General features: G+C 51.0%; 23 protein-coding genes. 22 read left to right on the top strand and 1 reads right to left on the bottom strand.

The annotated features are described in order from the left end of the window. The first annotated feature begins 18 nt into the window (after positions 1 to 18). From iscU to der, 16 genes are all read left to right on the top strand, one after another. Positions 19 to 402 carry a Fe-S cluster assembly scaffold IscU gene (iscU, locus tag BZG81_RS13980; protein WP_025744586.1) on the top strand — a complete coding sequence of 128 codons (384 nt, stop codon included), beginning with the start codon at positions 19 to 21 and terminating at the stop codon, positions 400 to 402. Positions 403 to 423: 21 nt separating this feature from the next. Continuing rightward, on the top strand, positions 424 to 747 hold the full coding sequence (iscA, locus tag BZG81_RS13975) for an iron-sulfur cluster assembly protein IscA (protein ID WP_021022920.1): 324 nt from the start codon (positions 424 to 426) through the stop codon (positions 745 to 747). Positions 748 to 760: 13 nt separating this feature from the next. Beyond that, complete coding sequence (gene hscB, locus BZG81_RS13970) at positions 761 to 1,273, top strand: co-chaperone HscB (RefSeq protein WP_021022921.1); 513 nt, start codon at positions 761 to 763, stop codon at positions 1,271 to 1,273. A gap of 45 nt (positions 1,274 to 1,318) precedes the next feature. Further along, entirely contained in the window at positions 1,319 to 3,169 is a 1,851-nt protein-coding gene (gene hscA, locus BZG81_RS13965) for a Fe-S protein assembly chaperone HscA (protein WP_077677662.1), read from the top strand. A gap of 2 nt (positions 3,170 to 3,171) precedes the next feature. Then, positions 3,172 to 3,510 (top strand): ISC system 2Fe-2S type ferredoxin, encoded by a 339-nt coding sequence (gene fdx, locus BZG81_RS13960; RefSeq protein WP_077460267.1) that lies wholly within the window; start codon positions 3,172 to 3,174, stop codon positions 3,508 to 3,510. Positions 3,511 to 3,539: 29 nt separating this feature from the next. Further along, entirely contained in the window at positions 3,540 to 3,740 is a 201-nt protein-coding gene (gene iscX / locus BZG81_RS13955; protein WP_077460268.1) for a Fe-S cluster assembly protein IscX, read from the top strand. Positions 3,741 to 3,945: 205 nt separating this feature from the next. Continuing rightward, positions 3,946 to 5,247 (top strand): aminopeptidase PepB, encoded by a 1,302-nt coding sequence (pepB, locus tag BZG81_RS13950; RefSeq protein WP_077677661.1) that lies wholly within the window; start codon positions 3,946 to 3,948, stop codon positions 5,245 to 5,247. 150 nt (positions 5,248 to 5,397) lie between these two features. Beyond that, positions 5,398 to 5,826 (top strand): nucleoside-diphosphate kinase, encoded by a 429-nt coding sequence (gene ndk, locus BZG81_RS13945; RefSeq protein WP_021022926.1) that lies wholly within the window; start codon positions 5,398 to 5,400, stop codon positions 5,824 to 5,826. A 246-nt stretch (positions 5,827 to 6,072) separates the two neighbouring features. Further along, positions 6,073 to 7,194, top strand: coding sequence for a bifunctional tRNA (adenosine(37)-C2)-methyltransferase TrmG/ribosomal RNA large subunit methyltransferase RlmN (locus BZG81_RS13940; RefSeq protein ID WP_021022927.1), 1,122 nt, complete (start codon positions 6,073 to 6,075; stop codon positions 7,192 to 7,194). A gap of 27 nt (positions 7,195 to 7,221) precedes the next feature. Beyond that, positions 7,222 to 7,977, top strand: coding sequence for a type IV pilus biogenesis/stability protein PilW (pilW, locus tag BZG81_RS13935; RefSeq protein ID WP_021022928.1), 756 nt, complete (start codon positions 7,222 to 7,224; stop codon positions 7,975 to 7,977). Beyond that, a complete protein-coding gene (rodZ, locus tag BZG81_RS13930; RefSeq protein ID WP_021022929.1) occupies positions 7,967 to 8,959 on the top strand; it encodes a cytoskeleton protein RodZ in 993 nt (330 codons plus the stop codon). The genes pilW and rodZ overlap by 11 nt, the downstream gene beginning before the upstream one ends. A 15-nt stretch (positions 8,960 to 8,974) precedes the next feature. Further along, positions 8,975 to 10,102 carry a flavodoxin-dependent (E)-4-hydroxy-3-methylbut-2-enyl-diphosphate synthase gene (ispG, locus tag BZG81_RS13925; RefSeq protein WP_021022930.1) on the top strand — a complete coding sequence of 376 codons (1,128 nt, stop codon included), beginning with the start codon at positions 8,975 to 8,977 and terminating at the stop codon, positions 10,100 to 10,102. A 54-nt stretch (positions 10,103 to 10,156) separates the two neighbouring features. Next, positions 10,157 to 11,425: a histidine--tRNA ligase gene (gene hisS / locus BZG81_RS13920; RefSeq protein ID WP_028569626.1), complete on the top strand. Its 1,269-nt coding sequence runs from the start codon at positions 10,157 to 10,159 to the stop codon at positions 11,423 to 11,425. 12 nt (positions 11,426 to 11,437) lie between these two features. Beyond that, a complete protein-coding gene (locus BZG81_RS13915; RefSeq protein WP_021022932.1) occupies positions 11,438 to 12,031 on the top strand; it encodes a YfgM family protein in 594 nt (197 codons plus the stop codon). A gap of 9 nt (positions 12,032 to 12,040) precedes the next feature. Next, complete coding sequence (gene bamB / locus BZG81_RS13910; protein ID WP_077677660.1) at positions 12,041 to 13,198, top strand: outer membrane protein assembly factor BamB; 1,158 nt, start codon at positions 12,041 to 12,043, stop codon at positions 13,196 to 13,198. Positions 13,199 to 13,291: 93 nt separating this feature from the next. Then, positions 13,292 to 14,797 (top strand): ribosome biogenesis GTPase Der, encoded by a 1,506-nt coding sequence (der, locus tag BZG81_RS13905; RefSeq protein WP_021022934.1) that lies wholly within the window; start codon positions 13,292 to 13,294, stop codon positions 14,795 to 14,797. A 400-nt stretch (positions 14,798 to 15,197) separates the two neighbouring features. Here der and xseA read toward each other — a convergent pair whose 3' ends face one another. Beyond that, entirely contained in the window at positions 15,198 to 16,553 is a 1,356-nt protein-coding gene (xseA, locus tag BZG81_RS13895) for an exodeoxyribonuclease VII large subunit (RefSeq protein ID WP_077677667.1), read from the bottom strand. Between the two features lie 269 nt (positions 16,554 to 16,822). Here xseA and guaB point away from each other — a divergent pair, with 269 nt between their 5' ends. From guaB to tnpC, 6 genes are all read left to right on the top strand, one after another. After that, on the top strand, positions 16,823 to 18,286 hold the full coding sequence (guaB, locus tag BZG81_RS13890) for an IMP dehydrogenase (protein ID WP_021022936.1): 1,464 nt from the start codon (positions 16,823 to 16,825) through the stop codon (positions 18,284 to 18,286). 75 nt (positions 18,287 to 18,361) lie between these two features. After that, positions 18,362 to 19,939 carry a glutamine-hydrolyzing GMP synthase gene (gene guaA / locus BZG81_RS13885; RefSeq protein WP_021022937.1) on the top strand — a complete coding sequence of 526 codons (1,578 nt, stop codon included), beginning with the start codon at positions 18,362 to 18,364 and terminating at the stop codon, positions 19,937 to 19,939. 211 nt (positions 19,940 to 20,150) lie between these two features. Next, positions 20,151 to 20,324: an IS66 family insertion sequence element accessory protein TnpA gene (gene tnpA / locus BZG81_RS15955; protein WP_158011851.1), complete on the top strand. Its 174-nt coding sequence runs from the start codon at positions 20,151 to 20,153 to the stop codon at positions 20,322 to 20,324. Between the two features lie 24 nt (positions 20,325 to 20,348). Further along, a complete protein-coding gene (gene tnpA, locus BZG81_RS13875; RefSeq protein WP_025744753.1) occupies positions 20,349 to 20,642 on the top strand; it encodes an IS66 family insertion sequence element accessory protein TnpA in 294 nt (97 codons plus the stop codon). Further along, positions 20,639 to 20,995: an IS66 family insertion sequence element accessory protein TnpB gene (tnpB, locus tag BZG81_RS13870; RefSeq protein WP_077677657.1), complete on the top strand. Its 357-nt coding sequence runs from the start codon at positions 20,639 to 20,641 to the stop codon at positions 20,993 to 20,995. Before tnpA (BZG81_RS13875) ends, tnpB begins: the two co-directional genes overlap by 4 nt. A gap of 51 nt (positions 20,996 to 21,046) precedes the next feature. Next, complete coding sequence (gene tnpC / locus BZG81_RS13865) at positions 21,047 to 22,588, top strand: IS66 family transposase (protein WP_077677656.1); 1,542 nt, start codon at positions 21,047 to 21,049, stop codon at positions 22,586 to 22,588. The last annotated feature ends 14 nt before the right edge of the window (positions 22,589 to 22,602 follow it).

Below are 22,602 nucleotides of genomic sequence, written 5' to 3'. Positions count from 1 at the left end.
CATATTGAGGAAACAATTATGGCTTACAGCGAAAAAGTAATTGACCACTACGAAAACCCACGTAACGTTGGCTCGTTTGAAAAAGGCGATCCATCCGTCGGTAACGGCATGGTCGGTGCCCCTGCATGTGGCGACGTCATGAAGCTACAAATCAAGGTGAATGACGAAGGCATCATCGAAGACGCTAAATTTAAAACCTATGGCTGCGGGTCAGCGATCGCATCGAGCTCGTTGGTCACCGAATGGGTAAAAGGCCGTTCGATTGACGATGCCGCTGCAATCAAAAACTCTGAGATTGCGGAAGAGCTTGAGCTGCCACCGGTTAAAGTCCACTGCTCTATCTTAGCGGAAGACGCCATTAAAGCAGCAGTTAGCGACTACAAGAAAAAACACCAGCAGTAAAACGAAGGGGTTGTTGATACTATGGCTATTACCATGACACAAGCGGCATCAGATCGCGTAAGAGCGTTTCTAGACAACCGTGGAAAGGGCATTGGCTTGCGTCTTGGCGTACGGACGTCAGGATGTTCTGGCATGGCCTATGTCATTGAATTTGCTGATGAGCTTCAAGAAGGTGATCAGGTATTCGAATACGATGACGTCAAGGTAATCGTCGATGGCAAGAGCTTGCTCTATCTCGAAGGGACAGAGTTAGATTTTGTCAAAGAAGGCCTAAATGAAGGTTTTCAGTTCAACAACCCTAACGTCAGTAGCGAATGTGGTTGTGGCGAAAGCTTCAACGTGTAATACGTGAGAGCACATGAATCATTTTGAACTCTTCGAGCTACCGTATCAGTTTGAGCTGGACGGTAGCTCGCTTTCTTCAACGTTTCGGGAGCTGCAACGCCAGTATCACCCAGATAACGTTGCTAGCCAAGACGATAAAACGCGTCTTCAGGCGGTGCAGAAAGCCTCGCAAATTAACGATGCGTTTCAGACGTTGAAAGATCCCGTTCGACGCGCTGAATATATGCTGACGTTACAAAGCATTGATATAAAAGACGAACAGCAAACGATGCAGGATCCTGAGTTCTTAATGCAGCAAATGACACTGCGTGAAGAACTGGAGTCGATCACTGATAGCCAAGACGATGCTGCGTTATTTGATTTTGGCGCAAAAGCACAAGCGCTTTATGATGCCTTGATCAAAGAGGTTAAGCAGGCACTCGCTGCTTCTCAATGGCAAGAGGCGGCAGTGATTGTGCGCAAGCTTAAGTTTGCAGAGAAGCTTTGCTCCGAAGTGGAGCGCGTCGAAGATCAGCTGATGAGCTGATCGGCACTATTCGCCTGTCAACGCAGTAAAGTTTAAGGATTAGACATGGCACTGTTACAGATTTCAGAGCCCGGTCAAAGTGCCGCGCCGCATGAACACAAGCATGCAGTCGGCATCGATTTGGGTACGACCAACACTTTGGTTGCCACGGTACGAAGCGGTGTCGCAACCACCTTGAACGATGAACACGATCGATCACTGATCCCGTCGGTGGTCCACTATGGTGGTGATGCCATTTCAGTGGGTTATGATGCCCTTCCTCATGTGCAAACGGATAGTGCCAACACCTTGGTATCGGTCAAGCGCATGATGGGACGCTCTTTGGATGACGTCCAGACACGTTATCCGCAACTTCCTTATCGGTTTTCACAAACTGAAAATGGCCTGCCACAAGTCGAGACACGACGTGGTGCCATCAACCCAGTTCAAGGCTCGTCCGATATTTTGCGGGCGGTACGTGAACGTGCAGAAGTCAGCTTGGGTGATGCGCTTGAAGGCGTGGTGATCACTGTTCCAGCTTATTTTGATGATGCGCAGCGAGCAGGCACCAAAGATGCCGCGACACTCGCGGGCCTGAATGTACTCCGTTTACTCAACGAGCCAACCGCAGCGGCCATTGCTTACGGGCTCGACTCGGGCCAAGAGGGCGTGATTGCTGTGTATGATCTCGGGGGCGGGACCTTCGATATATCGATTCTCCGTCTCTCCCAAGGCGTGTTTGAAGTCATGGCCACCGGGGGCGATTCAGCACTAGGTGGGGATGATTTTGACCACCTGCTCGAGCAATGGATCTGTGAGCAAGCCGGGTTTGAAACCCTCAGTGGTGATGAGCGCCGTACGGTGCTCCACGCAGCGACACAGGCTAAAATCGCATTGTCTTCCTCCGCCAGTACCGACATTGACGTACTCGGTTGGCAAGGTACGCTGACACGTGACACCTTTGATGCCTTGGTCGCCCCTTTGGTTAAAAAGACCTTGATGTCGTGCCGTCGTGCGCTTAAAGACGCCGGCGTCAGTGCCGATGAAATCCTAGAAGTCGTGATGGTCGGCGGGTCAACCCGGGTACCGGCCGTTCGCCATCAAGTCGGCGACTTCTTTGGTCGTGAACCGTTAACCAGTATCGACCCAGATAAAGTGGTCGCGATAGGTGCCGCAACACAAGCGGATATTTTGGTCGGCAATAAGCCCGACTCTGACATGTTGTTGCTGGACGTGATCCCGCTTTCGCTCGGCATTGAAACCATGGGCGGCCTGGTAGAAAAAATCATTCCACGCAATACCACCATTCCTGTGGCGAAAGCCCAAGAGTTCACCACGTTTAAAGACGGTCAAACCGGCATGAAAGTGCACGTGGTACAAGGTGAACGTGAAATGGTGGATGATTGCCGCTCGTTGGCGCGTTTCTCCTTAAAAGGCATTCCACCGATGACCGCGGGGGCAGCCCATGTCCGCGTGACCTACCAAGTGGATGCCGACGGTTTGCTGTCTGTGTCGGCCATGGAAAAGTCGACTGGTGTGGCCTCGTCGATCCAGGTTAAACCGTCTTACGGGCTCAATGATGACGAAATCGCCAACATGATCAAATCATCATTTACCCATGCGGAAGAAGACAAAGATGCCCGCTATTTGGCGGAGCAACGCGTTGAAGCCGATCGGGTGATCGAAGGCCTACTGGTCGCCATGCAACAAGACGGTGACACCTTGCTCGATCATAACGAGCAACAAGCGCTCGTGAACGAAATTGAAACATTGATCGCGCTGCGTAACGGCGATGATGGCGCTGCCATTGAAGCGGGAATCAAAGCACTAGATAAAGCCAGCCAGGCCTTTGCGGCACGTCGTATGGACAAATCGATTCGTAATGCGTTGGCCGGTCAATCCATTGATGAGGTGTAATCATGCCTAAGATTATTGTTCTGCCGCACCACGAGTTATGCCCAGAAGGTGCGGAACTGGAAGGGAAAGAAGGGGAGACCGTCCTCGATGTGGCGCTAAAAAATGGCATTGGCATCGAGCACGCGTGTGAAAAGTCTTGCGCGTGTACTACCTGTCACATTGTGGTTCGCGAAGGCTTTGACTCGCTCGACGAAAGTGATGAGCTTGAAGATGACATGCTCGATAAAGCATGGGGACTTGAGCCAGAGTCCCGCTTGGGCTGTCAGGCGAAAATTACCGATGAAGATCTGGTGGTCGAAATTCCACGCTACACCCTAAACCATGCAGCGGAAAATCATTAATCTAATGCTGTAACGGACGGAGAAGCAAAATGAGTTTAAAATGGACGGATTCACTCGATATTGCGATTGAGCTGTGTGACGCTTACCCAGATGTCGATCCTAAAACAGTACGTTTTACCGACTTGCATCAATGGATCACCGAACTGGATGACTTTGACGATGATCCTGAGCGCTCGAATGAACGGATTTTGGAAGCGATCATTATGTGCTGGATGGATGAGCAAGACTGAGGGCTAGCTCTCGTGAGTGATTGATAATACTTGTGTTATTGTCACCGGCTCGGCACAGTATTGACGGCCAAATAGAGTTATTACCAAAAGCGGGCCCATCGGTTCGCTTTTTTTTTATTCCACTGGGTGCCATGTACTCAACGTACGCTGCCCAGTCAAACACGCTGTACAGTAAAAAACAGCGCGACAGTACAAGGAGTACAAAATGTCAGAAACATTAAAAGTAACCCTGTCGCATCAGCCGGCAGCCGCGCAATGGGGCGATAATGCGCTGGTCTCTTTTGACGCCGATAAAGCGCTTATCCATGCACCGAGCGACACCAATCAACGAGATAAGGTGCAGCAAGCCGCGCGTAAACTCGAGGGACAAGGTGTCCCTGCACTGACGCTGACCGGCGGGCATTGGGATCTTGAATTAGTGTGGGCCTTTTACCAAGGGCTTCGCGGTCCTAAAAATAAAGTGGCTTTTGCGCAAGCGGTCTTAAATGACACAGACACCAAGGAGTTCGAACTTCGGCAAACTGTTGGTGACTGGGTGCGCGATATTATCAACCAACCGGCAGAAGAAGTCGGTCCGCATCAGTTGGTGGCCCGCGCAGGGGAATTTGTAAAATCGATGGCACCGGAGCCGGAGCATGTCACTTACAAGATTATTTCAGGCACGGATCTGTTAGAAAAAGGCTGGCACGGCATCTATACCGTTGGACGAGGCTCTGCCCGTAAACCGACCATGTTGCAATTGGACTACAACCCGACCGGCGATCCGGATGCACCGGTTTATGCATGCTTAGTCGGAAAAGGGATCACCTTTGATTCGGGCGGCTATAGCATCAAAGGCTCAGATTTTATGACCACCATGAAAGCCGATATGGGTGGCTCGGCAACCGCGACAGGCGCATTGGCGATGGCAGTGGCGAAGGGCCTAAATAAGCGCGTGAAATTAGTGCTTTGCTGTGCAGAGAACATGATCTCAAGCAGTGCCTACAAGCTAGGTGATATTATCACTTACAAAAACGGCGTGACGGTTGAAGTATTGAATACCGATGCCGAAGGACGCTTGGTGCTCGCGGATGGCTTAATGTATGCCAGTGAGCAAAAGCCTGAACTCTTAATTGATTGCGCCACCCTGACGGGCTCAGCAAAAGCCGCATTGGGTAACGATTATCACGCATTGTTTAGCTTTGATGATAAGCTCGCCCATCGTACCCTTGAGGCGGCACAGCAAGAGGGTGAAGGAATGTGGTCTCTCCCTGTGGCTGAATTCCATCGTAAGTTACTGCCTTCTTCATTTGCTGATATTGCCAACGTATCGACAGGCGCGTACATGCCAGGTGCGAGCACGGCCGCCGCGTTTTTATCGTATTTTGTCGAAGATTACCAAAAAGGCTGGATGCACATCGACTGTTCGGGGACTTATCGTAAAGCCGCCAGTGACAAATGGGCGGTCGGTGCCACCGGGATGGGCGTGAAAACCTTGGCGCGTGTGTTATTGGATGAAGCCAAATAACCTCATCAATTAATCGGTGAGGTGTTAACGAATTTTTTGTGTGAGTTAACGCTTCACCGCATTGGTGATAGGGGCAGACAATAAAGTTTGCTAGGGTAAGCGCGTTGTTGCTCCTAGTGAGCCTGATTTAGACAGTAAAAGGACAAGCGAATGACCATTGAACGCACTTTTTCTATCGTCAAACCTGATGCCGTAGAGCGTAACTTGATTGGTACGCTTTATCAGCGTATCGAAAGTGCTGGCTTACGCATCGTGGCAGCGAAAATGTTACACCTTAGCAAAGAACAGGCTGAGGGGTTTTATGCTGAGCACCAAGGTAAACCTTTCTTTGCGTCCTTAGTCGAGTTTATGACCTCTGGACCGATTATGGTGCAGGTGTTGGAAGGCGAGGGTGCCATTAACCGTTATCGTGAGTTGATGGGCAAAACTAACCCCGAAGAAGCGGCTTGCGGGACATTGCGCGCTGACTACGCGGAAAGTATGCAATATAACTCCGTACATGGCTCGGATAGCCCAGGCTCGGCTGAACGTGAAATTGCGTATTTTTTCACCGCGGATGAGATTCATCCTCGTTGTTAACGCAAAGGCGGATATAAAAGGTTTATAAAGAGGCGCGAGCCTCTTTTTTGTTTTGTTCTTCTCCTGCCTCTTACCTGAATAACCACGCTCATAGAGAGTGGAAAGTGTGATCTAAAGCCTGTACAATTTCGCGCCTTAAGCGCGTTCCGAACAGGGATCTTGACTAGATTCAAGGTGTATTCACTCGAGAACGCCAGGCCAATACCCGTGTCTTACCATATAGCTAGTTTTTACGAGGCAACCCCAATGACGACAGAGAAAGTAAATCTGCTTGATTTTGACAGGCAAGGATTGCGTGCCTATTTCGCCGATGAGCTCGGTGAAAAAGCCTTCCGCGCTGACCAAGTCATGAAGTGGATGTATCATTTTGGTTGCGATGACTTCGATGAAATGAACAACATCAACAAGAAGTTACGTGAAAAGCTCAAGCTGGTCGCCGAGGTTAAAGCCCCTGAAGTGAGTGAAGCGCATTACTCAAAAGATGGCACCATTAAATGGGCGATGCGAGTGGGCGGTCAAGATGTGGAAACCGTGTATATCCCTGAAGATGACCGGGCAACATTGTGTGTTTCCTCTCAGGTTGGTTGTGCGCTCGACTGCAAGTTTTGCTCGACCGGTGCGCAGGGTTTTAACCGTAATTTGCGGGTTTCTGAAATTATTGGCCAGGTTTGGCGTGCCGCAAAAGAAATTGGTATCGAAAAAGAAACCGGACGCCGTCCTATTACCAATGTGGTGATGATGGGGATGGGCGAGCCGTTGCTGAACATGAAAAACCTGCTGCCATCACTCAACTTGATGCTCGATGATAATGCCTATGGCTTGTCGAAGCGTCGTGTCACGGTATCGACTTCCGGTGTGGTGTCTGGCTTGGAGCAGATGATTGGTAAAATTGATGTTGCGCTAGCGATTTCACTGCACGCGCCGAATGATGAACTGCGTAGCCAAATTATGCCGATTAACGATCGCTGGGATATCGACGCTTTCTTAGATGTGGTGCATCGTTATATTGAAACCTCGAATGCCAACCGTGGCCGTGTCACGGTTGAATATATTTTGCTCGATCATGTGAATGACTACATGGAGCATGCGCGCCAACTCGCAGAGCTGTTAAAAGATACACCGGCGAAGATTAACCTGATCCCATTTAACCCGTATCCTGGATCGCCATTCAATAAACCAAGTAACTCTCGTATTGATAGGTTTATGAAAACCTTAATGGAATACGATTTTACGGTCACGGTGCGTAAAACGCGCGGCGATGATATTGATGCGGCGTGTGGCCAATTAGCCGGAGACATTGTCGACCGGACAAAACGCGCCGAAAAGCGACTGGGTGCGCAGGAGGTGATCCCTGTTCGACCCGTCTAGCATTATAGGTCTTTATAAGGGAAGAACATGGTAAAAACTGGCTGGGTATGGGTGTTGATTATCACGTTGGCAGGTTGTGCCTCGCCAGTTTCACAGCAAAACGACGCTAAGTTTGATAAGATTCAAGCGGCCGAGGCACGAATTTCGTTGGGGTTAGGTTACTTAAACAGTGATCGCTATCAACAAGCGCAGCAAAACTTGCAGCAAGCACACCAATATGCGCCTAATTACTATCGTACCTCGCTGTCTATGGCGTATTATCAACAACGTGTCGGTGAAACCGACCAAGCGGACCGTTTATATCAAAAAGCGTTATCGCAAGCGTCTAAAAAAGGCGATGTGTATAATAACTACGGTGTGTTTTTGTGCGAACAACAGCGTTTTGCTGAGGCAAAAGAGGCATTTTTGCAAGCCGTCGCACAACCGTATTATCATCGCGTGTCAGACAGTTATGAAAATGCCGCGTTCTGCCAGCTAAAAGCGGGCGAAACTAAGAGCGCGAAGGCCTTGTTGGAAAAAGCGACTGAGCATGACCCGCTGAATGTCCGCGCAGGATTACAACTTGCCAAGTTAGAGATAGAACGAGGGCAAGAGGCAGGTGCCATTACGCGTATCAAACGACTCCATAAACGCGTTGGTGCCCATCCCAGCGGATTATTATTGTTGGTCAAAGCTTATCAGCAACAAGGTAACACGGAGCGAGCTGCCCATGATGCTCAGCGATTGGCGCACCAGTTTCCAGAATCCAAAGAATATCAATTGTACTTAGCGAATGAATACTGAACAGACGGAAGAACACGCGCAAAAAGATACGCAACCTGCGCCCGGGGAAGTATTAAAGCAAGCGCGAGAAAAAATGGGCTGGAGTGTTCGCGATGTGGCTGACCGACTGCGATTGCGCGTCAGTGTCATCGAGGACCTCGAAAGCAATAATCCAGATATGGATCAACTGGCCACGTTTACGCGTGGCTATTTGCGATCCTATGCCAAGTTAATGCAAATCGACGCCGACCAGCTTCTCGGTGACAGCAATATGGAAGCAAGCAGTGCGGCAACGGTTCAGAAAATGCAAAGCTTTTCGCGCAAGACACGACGGCAAAGGAGTGAAAGCCGTTTGATGTGGTTGTCTTGGGTGATCATTGCTATTGCGGTGGGGATTACTGGCGTGTGGTATTGGCAAAATCAACAAGCGATGACATCGTTACCCACGCAGCTGGATAGCGAACAAGCCGATGAGTTAGTAACCACCCCTTCTGACCAAGACAGTGCTGTGATTGCCGCCGAGCCCCAACCGAGCACCGATGAACTCGACACTGAGCCTGCTAAAGCTGTCGATGCGCCGCAGCCGGTAGAACCCGCGGCCAAAGCCAGTGATGAGGGGCAATCGAATCCTGTGTCTACCTCTGATGAGGCAACAGCCGCTAAGACACAAATGGAGGCGCAAACGACTGACGCAGCGAGTCGTCAGGAAACAGCACAAGCGCCAGTGACGGATCCGGCAGCAAAAACAACCGCAAGCGCCAACGAAAACCGCCTGGTCATGACCTTTACTGGCGATTGCTGGATTGATGTGCGTGATGCCAATGGCGAACGCTTGGCGACAGGAATAAAAGCTGAAGGTGAGCAAATTACCTTAACTGGCGAAACGCCGTACCAATTGGTACTTGGGGCGCCAAGTGTGGTGAACATTACCTTTAATGGCGACAATATTGATCTTGATGGCTACCCAACCGGGCAAGTGGCTCGGTTGCGCCTTCCGCAGTAATCAGAGAACGTCAATATGCACAACGAAAATCCGATTAAACGTCGTCCGTCCAAACGTATCAATGTGGGCAATGTGCCGATTGGTGATGGTGCGCCCATTGCAGTGCAATCAATGACCAATACGCGCACCACGGATGTTGAGGCGACCGTGGCGCAAATAAAAGCGCTCGAAAATGTGGGTGCAGACATTGTTCGCGTGTCGGTCCCCACTATGGATGCCGCTGAAGCCTTCAAAACAATTAAAGCGCAAACGTCGATCCCGCTAGTGGCAGATATTCACTTTGACTATCGTATCGCGCTTAAAGTCGCTGAATACGGTGTCGATTGTTTGCGGATCAACCCTGGGAATATCGGTAAAGAAGAGCGCATCCGTGCGGTGGTCGATGCTGCTCGCGATAAAAACATCCCGATTCGAATTGGTGTTAACGGTGGCTCGCTAGAACGTGATCTCCAGGAAAAATACGGTGAGCCAACGCCAGACGCGCTAGTAGAATCCGCGATGCGTCATGTTGATATTCTCGATCGACTCAACTTCGACCAATTTAAAGTCAGTGTGAAAGCATCAGACGTTTTTTTAGCGGTGGAATCCTACCGCAAATTAGCACAACAGATTGAGCAACCTCTTCACCTCGGGATCACCGAAGCAGGTGGTGCGCGCGCAGGGGCGGTAAAATCATCGGTTGGGCTAGGCATGTTACTCGCTGAAGGTATTGGCGATACGTTGCGTGTGTCGTTAGCGGCTGATCCTGTTGAAGAAATTAAAGTTGGGTTTGATATTCTTAAATCCCTCCGAATTCGCTCACGCGGGGTGAATTTTATCGCCTGCCCAAGCTGCTCTCGTCAGGAATTTGACGTCATCGGCACCGTGAATGCGCTTGAACAGCGCGTAGAAGATATTCTGACGCCAATGGACGTTTCAATCATTGGTTGCGTTGTCAATGGCCCAGGCGAAGCCGAAGCGTCACATCTTGGCCTTGCTGGTGGCAACAAGCGCAGTGCTTATTATCTCGACGGCAAACGTCAAAAAGAGCGCTTTACCAATGACAACTTGGTGGATGAGTTAGAAGCAAAAATCCGCGCCAAAGCGGCGATGATGGATGAGCGCAACCGCATCAAGGTGTCTCAAATCGATCAAGAAGGCTAAGCCATCAGGCTGCCTTTTCCCCTTTTATATATGATATCGGTAACGGAAGTTAACGTGGCTAAAACAATTCAAGCAATCCGAGGCATGAATGACTGCCTCCCTTCTCAATCTCCTTTGTGGCAGAAGCTCGAAAATACGATTAAACAGGTCGTCAGTGCCTATGGCTACAGTGAAGTACGTATGCCTATCGTCGAAGCAACACATCTGTTTAGCCGTGCGATTGGTGAAGTGACCGACGTTGTCGAAAAAGAAATGTACACCTTTGATGATCGAAACGGTGACAGCCTAACGCTACGACCTGAAGGCACGGCGGGTTGTGTCCGCGCAGGGATCGAAAACGGCTTACTCTATAACCAGGAACACCGTTTGTGGTATACCGGGCCAATGTTCCGTCATGAACGTCCACAAAAAGGCCGCTATCGTCAATTTCATCAATTTGGGGTGGAAGTATTTGGCTTGAATGGCCCTGACGTTGATGCCGAATTGATCATGATGACGGCCCGGATGTGGCGTGAGCTGGGGATTGCTGAGCACGTACGTTTAGAACTTAACTCCATTGGTTCGCCGCAAGCGCGTGCGGATTATCGCCAAGCACTGGTTGCTTTTCTGATGCAGCACGAATCGGTGTTGGATGAGGACAGTAAACGTCGCATGCAGACCAATCCGCTACGTGTATTAGATACCAAAAACGCGGATATTCAGGCGATTCTTGTTGACGCGCCAAAGCTCAGTGATTATCTGGATGACGAGTCAAAACAACATTTTGCTGGATTGTGTGAACTCTTGGACGCGGCAGGTATCGAATACCAAGTGAATCACCGTCTAGTACGTGGACTTGATTATTACAACCGCACGGTCTTTGAGTGGATTACCGATAGCTTAGGCGCGCAGGGCACGGTGTGTGGCGGCGGCCGCTACGATGGTTTGGTTGAACAACTCGGTGGTAAGGCAACACCGGCGGTCGGGTTTGCAATGGGCCTTGAGCGCTTAGTCTTGATGCTCGAAAACCTGAGCCAAGATGATATCCGCCCAGTGGTGGATGTATACATGGTGACGGCAGGCGAGGGCGCCTTAGCCGCTGGGATGAAACTAGCCGAAAACCTGCGTGAGCAAGTGCCGGGGTTACGCGTTATGTCGCACTTTGGTGGTGGCAGTTTTAAAAAGCAATTTAAACGTGCAGACAAAGTCGGCGCATCCGTCGCATTGGTTTTGGGCGAAGACGAAGTCGCTAATCAAACGGTAGCGCTAAAAGATTTAAAAGGCGGCGAGCAACAAACTCTGAAGCAGGATCAGATCGCTGCGACATTAAAAGCATTGATTTAGAGAGGACAGATCGTGGACGTCTACACCACAGAAGAGCAGCAAGTTGAAGCCATTAAAAAGTGGTGGCGAGATAACGGGAAAGCGGTTGTAATCGGCGCTGTTGTCGGCTTAGGTGCGTTGTACGGCTGGCGTTATTTCCAGTCGCAACAGGTCGAAAGTAAGGAACAAGCCTCTCAACAATACGAACAAACTTTGAACAGTATCGAGAGCGGTGATGGCACGGCACTGAGCCAGCTCGAGGGGCATGAAGGTTATCAAGCGCTGGCGGCACTTAACCTGGCAAAGAAACAGGTTGAACAGGGAGAGCTAGACAGTGCACGTAAACAGCTGCAAACGGCCCAGCAAGCGGTAAATGATGATGCGCTCTATGGGTTGGTAACCACGCGTTTAGCGCGTGTGAACGCGGAGCTGGGTCAGTATGACGCGGCACTGAGTGAACTGGATAAAGTGACCGCGTCAAGTTGGACAGCCAAAGTACAGGAAATTCGCGGTGATATTTTGCTTCGCCAAGGGGACAGTGAGGCCGCTCGTGATGCCTATACCGCCTCGCTTGAGGCAGGAGCGAGTCCAACCGTCACGATGAAGCTTGATAACCTCAGTCAATAAGGGCGTGGTATGAAAAAAGGATTATGGCGCATAGCCGCTGTGGCCACGACTTTGGCGATACTGACCGGTTGTGCGGGTGAAGAAGATGTTGTGCAAATGGCACCATTACCCACTGTAACGGATAAAATTGCATCATCACAGATTTGGCAAGCCCAAGTCGGTGATGGTGTCGGGCAATATTATTCGGCCCTTCAACCGACGGTCGCGTACGATAAGGTATTCGCCGCTGACCGCCAGGGAGAAGTGGCTGCGTTTGATCTTGAAAGTGGCGAGCGTATTTGGCAGCAGTCGGTGCAAACTGAGACGCCAGCGTTGTTATCTGGTGGGCTGAGTGCATCCTACGGTAAAGTGTATGTTGGCGGAGAAACCGGCGAACTGTATGCCTTGGATGCTGAAACGGGCGAGCGCCTTTGGCAGCAAAATGTGAACGGTGAAATCCTGGCCAAGCCTTTGGTCGATGCTGGTATGGTGATCGTTAATACCAGCCGCGGTGAGTTGGTTGCGCTTGATGCGGAATCGGGTGAGCCTCAGTGGAGTAACGCCAATGATGTCCCTAATCTAAGTTTGCGCGGCGAGAGTGCCCCCGTAACCGTCTCAGGCGGTGTATTCTGGGGGATGGCGAATGGTCGTCTTGGCGCCGCAATGATCGAAACGGGTCGCTCTATTTGGCAAATTCCGATTTCGACACCCAAAGGGGCGACCGAAATTGATCGTCTTGTTGATGTGGATGCGACCCCTGTGATTGATGGCGACCGTTTGTATGCCGTGGGCTATAATGGGCAGTTAGTGTCGATTGATTTACGCTCGGGAAAAGCAGCATGGAAGCGTGATTTTTCATCGGCCAACGATTTTATTGCGGCGGGTAATAGCCTTTATTTAATTGATGATAAAGACAATATTGTCGCATTAGATGCACGTAATGGTTTAGAGAAATGGCGCAACAGTGAGTTAGCGTACCGCATATTAACTGCGCCTGCGGTAAGTGATGGCTATCTTGTGGTTGGAGATAGCCAAGGGTACTTGCATTGGCTCGATCCAGAAACTGGGGATTTTGTTGCCCAGCAATCGCTTGAAGGCGAGGGTATTGCGGTGGCGCCCGTGCAAACCGATAATGGCTATATCGTGATAACACGCGATGGCCAATTGAGAAAGCTGGCTATCGACTAGTATCAGCCACCCAGTTTTATATTTAGGCTCCTGGCTGTATAGACAGTTGGGAGCCTTGTTTATTGATAAGAGAATGAAAATTAAGAGGTCTACATGATTCCTGTTATAGCCCTAGTAGGGCGCCCGAATGTGGGAAAATCGACGCTCTTTAACCGTCTTACCCGCACGCGCGATGCATTAGTAGCGGATTTTCCGGGACTGACCAGGGATCGAAAATACGGCAAGGCATTGCTGGATGAGCACGAATTTATCGTGATCGACACCGGCGGGATTGATGGTACAGAAGAGGGTGTAGAAACCAAAATGGCCGAACAATCGCTTGCTGCGATTGAAGAAGCCGACGTGGTGTTATTTATGGTGGACGGGCGTGCAGGATTAACACCTGCTGATCGGGATATTGCTCAACATATCCGTGTCCGCGAAAAAACTAGCTTTTTGGTCGTCAACAAAGTAGACGGTATTGACCCAGATACCGCAACCGCAGACTTTTGGCAATTAGGCATGGACAACATGTATCAAATTGCTGCCGCACACGGTCGTGGGGTCAGCGGATTGATTAATCGTGCTCTAACGCCCTTTGCCGAACAAGCGCTACAGCAAGCGCAGGAAGAGACAGGTCTGGTTGACCTGACCGATGAGCAAGATGACATCGATGATCAAGACAACCCGACCGTGAACACAGAAGAGCAGGCAGAAAATGAGTACGCCTACCTTCAATCACTGCCGATTAAAATTGGTATTATAGGTCGCCCCAATGTGGGTAAATCGACCTTGACCAATCGCATGCTCGGTGAAGAACGAGTCGTCGTTTACGATATGCCGGGGACCACACGAGACTCCATTTATATCCCGATGGAGCGCGATGGACGCGAGTACGTGATGATTGATACGGCCGGTATACGTCGTCGTAAACATGTCAGTGAAAAAGTTGAAAAATTTTCTGTTATTCAAACACTTAAGGCTATCGAAGACGCGAACGTCGTGCTGCTAGTGATTGATGCTCGAGAAAATATATCTGATCAAGACTTGAGCTTGCTAGGGTTTGCCTTGAATGCGGGCCGTTCGATCGTGTTGGCGGTTAACAAGTGGGATGGCTTAGATAGCGAGATTAAAACGCGGGTGAAATCCGAGCTGGATCGTCGCCTTGGTTTTGTCGACTTTGCACGCGTTCACTTTATTTCTGCGTTGCATGGTACCGGTGTCGGTCACTTGTTTGAGTCCATTCAAGAAGCCTATCAGTCGGCGACCAAACGTGTCGGAACCGCGATGCTAACCCGTATTTTGAAAATGGCGCAAGATGACCATCAGCCTCCAATGATACGTGGCCGCCGAGTGAAGCTAAAATATGCACACGCCGGTGGATATAACCCACCCATTGTGGTCGTCCATGGTAACTTGGTGAGTGAGTTGCCAGACTCCTATAAGCGCTATCTGATGAATTATTATCGTCGAACCTTAGACATTATGGGCACACCGATAAAGATTCAGTTCCAGAACAGTGAAAACCCGTATGAGGGTAAAAAAGAAAAGCTGACGTTATCTCAGTCACGTCAACGCAAACGCTTGATGGACATGGTTAAAAACCGCAATAAGAAGTAAACGAAAGCCCAGCCTTGATGCTGGGCTTTTTTGATCCCGCCTACTTTTAACGATCCAAACCTGGATCGTGAATTTATCATTCGTGATCATAATCACATTAAAGCCACGTCGTCTGTGATGTCGTGGATCTTAGCTTATCGCGTGACTGGGCAGGTTTTGAGCGGCGATAATTGCATCACCCCTTCACGTCACTCTCATTTCATTTATGCTGGATCTTTAATTTACAACGCTATTTTTTAGTGTTTTATATCGATAAAAATCCAAATGCAGAACATGTAACTTATGCTTTCGGGAAGTGTATTGATAAATATTCTTTTCAGGGTAGGAAGCTGATCAAGGGGAATTAACCCCAAGATCGCTCGATCGCTTACTGATCGGTTAGATGTGTATTGTACAGAGTTTAATCAGCCGACTGACTTGGATGACGCTGTTGTACCACGCTGGTGATCTCGCCGTTACTGAGCTGGGTGCGCAGGATATCGCCTTCATGCAGTTGATTGATGTTATTAATAATTCGCCCATCACTGTCACGGCTAATCGAATAGCCACGAGAGAGCGTCGCTAATGGACTGACGGCATCCAAGGTCGCCACCAAGGTCAAAAGTCGCTGCTGCGCGTGTGACAATTGCGAGTTCATCGCGTGGACGAGGCGTTGATGGTGCTGTGCCAATTGAGCCTGATGTTGATGAATACGATGCTCAGGCGTCACGCGTTGTAACCGGCTATCCAGGGCATTAAGCTGGTGGTTATATCGTGAAAGCTGTTTCGTCAGTCCTTGGTGAATGCGCCTTTGCAGCTCATCAATATGCTGACTTTGCTGTTGCAGACGACGACGGGGGTGTTGGTGAGACAAACGGTGTTCGTGTTGCGTCAGTGCCCGTTGCTGGCGATAAAGTAGCGTGCCGATCGCGTTTTTAAGCGCTTGCTCGCGCTGCTGATATTGCTGCAAGCGATAACTCAGATCACGGCTAACAAGCTCTGCGGCAGCTGATGGGGTGGGGGCGCGAACATCGGCAACAAAGTCAGCAATGGTCACATCCACTTCATGGCCTACGGCACTGACGATGGGGATCTGACTCGCGGCGATAGTACGGGCGACGATTTCTTCATTAAAGCACCATAAATCCTCGAGTGACCCACCGCCACGACCAACAATCAGTACGTCACACTCATGACGGCTATTGGCGCGCCCGATCGCTTGCGCTATCGATACTGCCGCATCTTGCCCTTGCACCAGGGTCGGATAAATCACCACCGGCAGGCTAGGGTCCCGTCTTTTAAGCACATTCAGAATATCATGCAAGGCAGCGCCGGTTTTGGAGGTGATTATGCCAACGCGCTTTGGTTGGTCGGGCAAAGTTTGCTTGGCGGTTTGTGCGAATAACCCTTCTGCGGCTAACGCTTGTTTACGTTGCTCAAACGCCTGCTGCAGTCGTCCATCGCCTTCGGGCTGCATGCTTTCTAAGATTAGCTGATAGTCGCCTCGAGGCTCGTACATAGACACACGCGCGCGCACCAGGACTTGATCCCCATTTTTGGGTTTAAAGGTCACGCGACGATTGTTACCACGAAACATGGCACACTTCACTTGGCTTTGGTTGTCTTTGAGTGACAAATACCAATGGCCAGACGTTGCCGCGGTAAAATTGGAGAGTTCGCCCGTTAGCCAGACAATGCCAATGTTTTTTTCTAAGCAAAGACGCACCTCCGCATTGAGGCGGGAAACGGACAAAATATGTTGATTACTCGCGGTCACAATCGCTGATCCTTTTGATAAACCTGATCGCATACTACCTGCCGTATACTGGGATGCCAACTGACTCAGCATGACGATAGCCAGGCGATCAAAGCAATCGATTGCGAAAAAATGAACAATGTATCCGTTGATAAATCAACCGACTAAATCTGTCTTGGGCAATCAATCGCTATTCTTAGTAAAAATCGATAGCCAAACGTTTGCGCTGCACGTATAATTCTGCGGCAATATTTTGTTCCCCTTCACAACTTTTAGTGTGAGATATTGCAATGCTGAGAATCGCGAAAGAAGCGTTAACCTTTGACGATGTACTCCTCGTCCCTGCCCACTCAAATGTACTCCCTAACCATGCGGATCTGCGGACCCAATTGACCCGTTCAATTAGCCTGAACATCCCTGTGCTCTCTGCAGCAATGGATACAGTGACCGAAGCCCGTTTGGCCATCGCATTGGCACAAGAAGGCGGCCTTGGCTTTATCCATAAAAATATGACCATCGAGCAGCAAGCCGAGCAAGTGCGCTTGGTGAAAATCTATGAAGCGGGCATGGTGTCTAACCCGGTTACGGTGACGCCTGAGATGACCATTGCCGATGTCAAAGCCTTGACCGAACGCAATGGCTTTGCCGGTTATCCAGTGGTGAATAAACAAAAAGAGCTAGTTGGCATTATTACAGGACGCGACGTGCGTTTTGTATCAGATCTTAGCAAACGTGTTGAAGATGTGATGACCCCTCAGTCTCGTCTCGCCACCGTGCGTGAGGGCGCTGAGCGTGAGCAAGTGCAACAGTTGATGCAGCAGCATCGCGTCGAAAAAATTCTGGTCGTCAACCAAGACCATCACCTTAGCGGCATGATCACCGCCAAAGATTTCCAGAAAGCGGAAAGCAAGCCTAACGCCTGTAAAGACGAACAAGGTCGTTTGCGTGTCGGTGGTGCCGTCGGCGCAGGGGCGGGCAATGAAGAGCGTATCGCGGCCTTGGTGGAAGCGGGAATCGATGTGTTACTTATTGACTCATCACACGGCCACTCTGAGGGCGTCCTACAACGTATTCGTGATGCCAGAGCCTCGTACCCGCACTTACAAATTGTGGGCGGTAACGTTGCCACTGCCGAGGGCGCACGTGCCTTGATTGACGCGGGTGTGGATGCCGTAAAAGTCGGTATTGGCCCAGGCTCTATTTGTACCACGCGTATCGTCACTGGCGTGGGTGTGCCGCAAATTACCGCGATCAGTGATGCCGCTGCCGTCGCGCAAGAGTATGGTATTCCGGTAATTGCCGATGGCGGTATTCGTTTCTCGGGTGACTTGTGTAAAGCCATTGCTGCCGGCGCATCCTGTGTGATGGTGGGCTCAATGCTCGCCGGTACCGAAGAGTCTCCGGGTGAAGTCGAGCTTTACCAAGGCCGTGCGTACAAATCTTATCGCGGTATGGGCTCAGTGGGCGCCATGTCAAAAGGCTCATCTGATCGTTACTTCCAAAGCGATAACGCCGCCGATAAGTTGGTGCCTGAAGGCATAGAAGGGCGCGTTGATTACAAAGGCATGATGAAAGAGATCATCCACCAACAAATGGGCGGGTTGCGTTCAAGCATGGGCTTAACGGGCTCTGCCACCATAGAAGAGATGCGCACTAACGCGCAGTTTGTTCGCGTGACCGGCGCGGGCATGAAAGAATCACACGCGCATGATGTCACCATTACTAAAGAAGCGCCGAACTATCGCCTCGGCTAAAGACATCACTACCGCGATGCATTTGAGAGGGGAGCACAGCTCCCCTTTGTTCCACTTAATTGAGAAAGCCAGATAATGACCCAGAACATTCATGCTCAACGTATTTTGATCCTTGATTTTGGCTCCCAGTACACCCAGTTGATTGCGCGCCGTGTCCGTGAAATTGGTGTGTATTGTGAGCTTTGGAGCTGGGATGTCGATGAGCAAGACATTCGTGACTTTGCTCCCAACGGCATCATCCTATCCGGTGGCCCAGAGAGCGTGGCAGAAGCCAACTCGCCACGTGCACCGCAATATGTCTTTGACGCAGGCGTGCCTGTGTTGGGCGTATGCTATGGCATGCAGACCATGGCTGAGCAGCTTGGTGGTAAGGTTGCGGGCTCTGAGCATCGCGAGTTTGGCTACGCGCAAGTAAAACGCGTTGGCCAGAGCGCACTGTTTGATGGCATTGAAGATGCTATTGCCGATGATGGTCACCCACTTTTAGATGTGTGGATGAGCCACGGCGATAAAGTGGTCGCGATTCCGGAAGATTTTGTCAAAATCGCTGAAACAGATACCTGTCCGTTTGCAGCAATGGCCAACGAAGATAAACGTTTTTATGGTGTTCAGTTTCACCCAGAAGTGACGCACACGCGCCAAGGCAAACGGATGCTTGAGCAGTTTGTGATGCAAATCTGCCAGTGCGAGCGTTTGTGGACACCGGCAACCATTATTGACGATGCGATTGAGCGTATTCGTGAGCAAGTGGGGGATGACGAGGTGATCCTTGGCTTGTCTGGCGGCGTCGATTCTTCTGTAGTGGCTATGCTGGTTCACCGTGCGATTGGCGATAAGCTCACGTGTGTGTTCGTTGATAACGGCCTGCTGCGCCTTAACGAAGGTGAGCAAGTGCTGGAAATGTTCGGCGATCACTTTGGGTTGAACATTATTCATGTCAATGCGGAAGACCGCTTCCTTAATGCCTTGAAAGGTGAAGCCGATCCCGAAGCGAAGCGTAAAATCATTGGCCGGGTGTTTGTCGAAGTGTTCGACGAGCAAGCGAGTAAAATGGACAATGCTAAATGGCTGGCGCAAGGCACCATCTACCCAGACGTGATCGAATCGGCGGCTTCGAAAACCGGTAAAGCGCATGTGATCAAATCACACCACAACGTCGGTGGCTTACCGGAAGAGATGGAAATGGGTCTGGTTGAGCCACTCAAAGAGCTGTTCAAAGACGAAGTCCGTAAAATCGGTCTTGAGCTGGGCTTGCCATATCACATGCTGTTCCGCCACCCCTTCCCAGGGCCAGGCTTAGGTGTGCGCGTGCTGGGCGAAATCCAAAAAGAATACTGCGATCTGCTTCGTCGCGCCGATGCGATCTTTATTGAAGAGCTACGCAACGCCGATCTCTACGAGAAAGTCTCGCAAGCCTTCGCCGTGTTCTTACCGGTTCGCTCGGTGGGCGTGATGGGCGATGGCCGTAAATACGATTGGATCATCGCCCTGCGTGCCGTCGAAACCATCGACTTTATGACCGCGCACTGGGCACACCTGCCATACGATTTCCTTGGCAAAGTGTCGAACCGCATCATCAACGAAGTCGACGGCATCTCCCGCGTAGTTTACGACGTCTCCGGCAAACCCCCAGCGACGATTGAGTGGGAATAAGACTCGCTAGATAGCGAATTAAGCTTTGCCAACTAACAACAATGCCAGTCAGTTTTCTGACTGGCATTTTTTATGGTTATGTTGTAACCCTTCCCCAAAAAAAACTGGATGTGACCGACGTCTGAATAACGTAAGCGGCCATTTCTCCCCACATTCACATAACCACGATGACCTGATATTGATATAGCTCCTTCACTATCGGAGCGATATCATGACACGCGAAGACAAGATGACACTCTGGCAGGAGCGCCTGCAGCATCAAAAAGACAGCCAACTCACCATCGCCGCCTGGTGCGAACAGCACCAAATTGCCCAGTCGCAGTTCTANGTAAGCGGCCATTTCTCCCCACATTCACATAACCACGATGACCTGATATTGATATAGCTCCTTCACTATCGGAGCGATATCATGACACGCGAAGACAAGATGACACTCTGGCAGGAGCGCCTGCAGCATCAAAAAGACAGCCAACTCACCATCGCCGCCTGGTGCGAACAGCACCAAATTGCCCAGTCGCAGTTCTATTACTGGCAGAAAAAGCTCACAACATCATCCACCGAGCCCGAGAGCGTCATTGTTCCCGTGTCAATGTCTTCATCGCCGATGACGTTGGTGGTCGAAACCCCCGGCGGCTACCGGGTCTCCGTCCATGACGCCTCGGCCATCGCGCTGTTACCGCAAGTGATGAAGTGCCTGCCATGATCCCGACACCAAGTGGCAATGTGTACCTGGCCACCGGGAGCACCGACATGCGCAAATCCATCAATACACTAGGCTTATTGGTCGAAGACGTACTGGCGCTCGATCCGGTCGGGCCCCACTGGTTCGTGTTCTGCAACCGCCGCCGGGACAAGCTGAAAATCCTACAGTGGGACACCAACGGCTTCTGGCTCCATTATCGCCGGCTGGAAAGCGGCACGTTCAAATGGCCGAAGCACCCGAAAGATACGGTCGCGATGGAAATCACGGCCAGGCAACTGCGCTGGCTGCTGGACGGGCTGAACTGGCAGGATGCCGTGGCACACCAAGCGATAAACGGGCTTAAAATATCATAAAAAAGTGCCAGTAAAAGTGGCAAAAGCGGCTGTTTTTACTATACTTTCTGTATGCAAAAGGAACTTGAAAAGCCCTCGGGCATCACCCCGGAAATCCAGACCTACATCGACGGCCTGGTTCAAAATATCAGCCAACAATACGAAGCTCGCATTGCTGCAATGTGGGAGCAGTTCCGGCTAGCCCAGGCCAAAAAGTACCTGCCGCAAAGTGAGAAGTTCCCCGCTCAAGGCTGCTTGTTCAACGAAGCGGAAACCCTGGTCGACATCGGACCATCCGATGACGAGCCGGAAATGGAAACCGTGACCTACACCCGCAAACGGGGCCGCAAGCCCATCAACCCGGACTTACCCCGTGAGGTGATAGAGTACGATTTAGCTGACGATGAAAAGACCTGCCCCTGCTGCCAGGGTCAGCTGCACGCCGTGGGTGTTGAATCGTCCGAGCAGCTCGACATTATCCCTAAGCAAGTTAAAGTACTGCGCCACGAGCGCAAAAAATACGCTTGCCGCCACTGCGAAAACCACGGCGAAGGTAGCAAAATTATCACCGCTGCCATGCCCCGCCAGCCGCTGCCCGGCAGTATCGCCACTGCCGGGACCCTGGCCACCGTTGCGGTGAGCAAGTATGCCGACGGCCTACCGTTATACCGCATCGAAAAAGAGCTGGCCCGGGTCGGCGTCGAGCTCCAGCGCACCACCCTGGCAAGCTGGATGATTAAAACGGCTGAGCGGCTGTCGCCGCTGTACCTCGCTATGCAGGAAAGTTTGCTCGGAGAGTCGGTTATCCACGGTGACGAAACGACGCTTCAGGTGCTGAAGGAGCCAGACAAGTCAGCCCAGAGCCAATCCTATCTCTGGGCCTACACCAGCCCGGCGCAAAGCACGACGCCGGTGGTGCTGTTCGACTACCAACCAGGCCGGGGGCACACTTACCCCAAGGCCTTCCTCAATGGTTACCAGGGCACGGTCATGACCGACGGCTACTCAGCCTGGCGGATGCTAGAAAACGTGACCCACCTCGGATGCTGGGCGCATGCTCGGCGCAAGTTCAAAGATGCCCTCGACCTGAGCCCGAAGAAGGGAGGACAGGCCAAACAGGCCTTGAGTTATATCCAGAAGTTGTATGCTGTGGAGAAAAAGGCAAAATCCTTGTTGCCAGCAGACAGGCATGCGATGAGGCAGCAAGACAGCATTCCGATTTTGAACGCCTTCCATGAGTGGCTGGATAAAGCCGCCGCCAGGCTGTTACCGAACAGCCCGATGGGAAAAGCGGTCAGCTATACGCTGAAACAATGGCGTTACCTGGAGAAGTATGTCGAAGACGGCGGCTACCCGATAGACAACAATCAGGTCGAGCGGGAAATCCGTCCGGTGGCGACCGGGCGGAAGGCTTGGTTGTTCGCGGACACCCAAAGCGGGGCGAATGCCAGCGCCGTCTGGTTCAGTATCATGCTGACCTGTCGTGCCAACGGTGTGGAGCCCTATGCCTACCTGCGTCATGTACTGACAGAGCTACCTCAGAGAGAAGAGGGCTGTGATGTCAGCGATCTATTGCCCTATAACAAAGCGCCCATTCAATCACCAGGCGGGTAGAAATACCCGCTTAC

Source organism: Salinivibrio sp. MA607 (genome assembly GCF_001996245.1).
Classification (GTDB): domain Bacteria; phylum Pseudomonadota; class Gammaproteobacteria; order Enterobacterales; family Vibrionaceae; genus Salinivibrio; species Salinivibrio costicola.
Note: the sequence above shows the minus strand (reverse complement) of the source record. Positions and strands in the feature narration are given on the sequence as shown.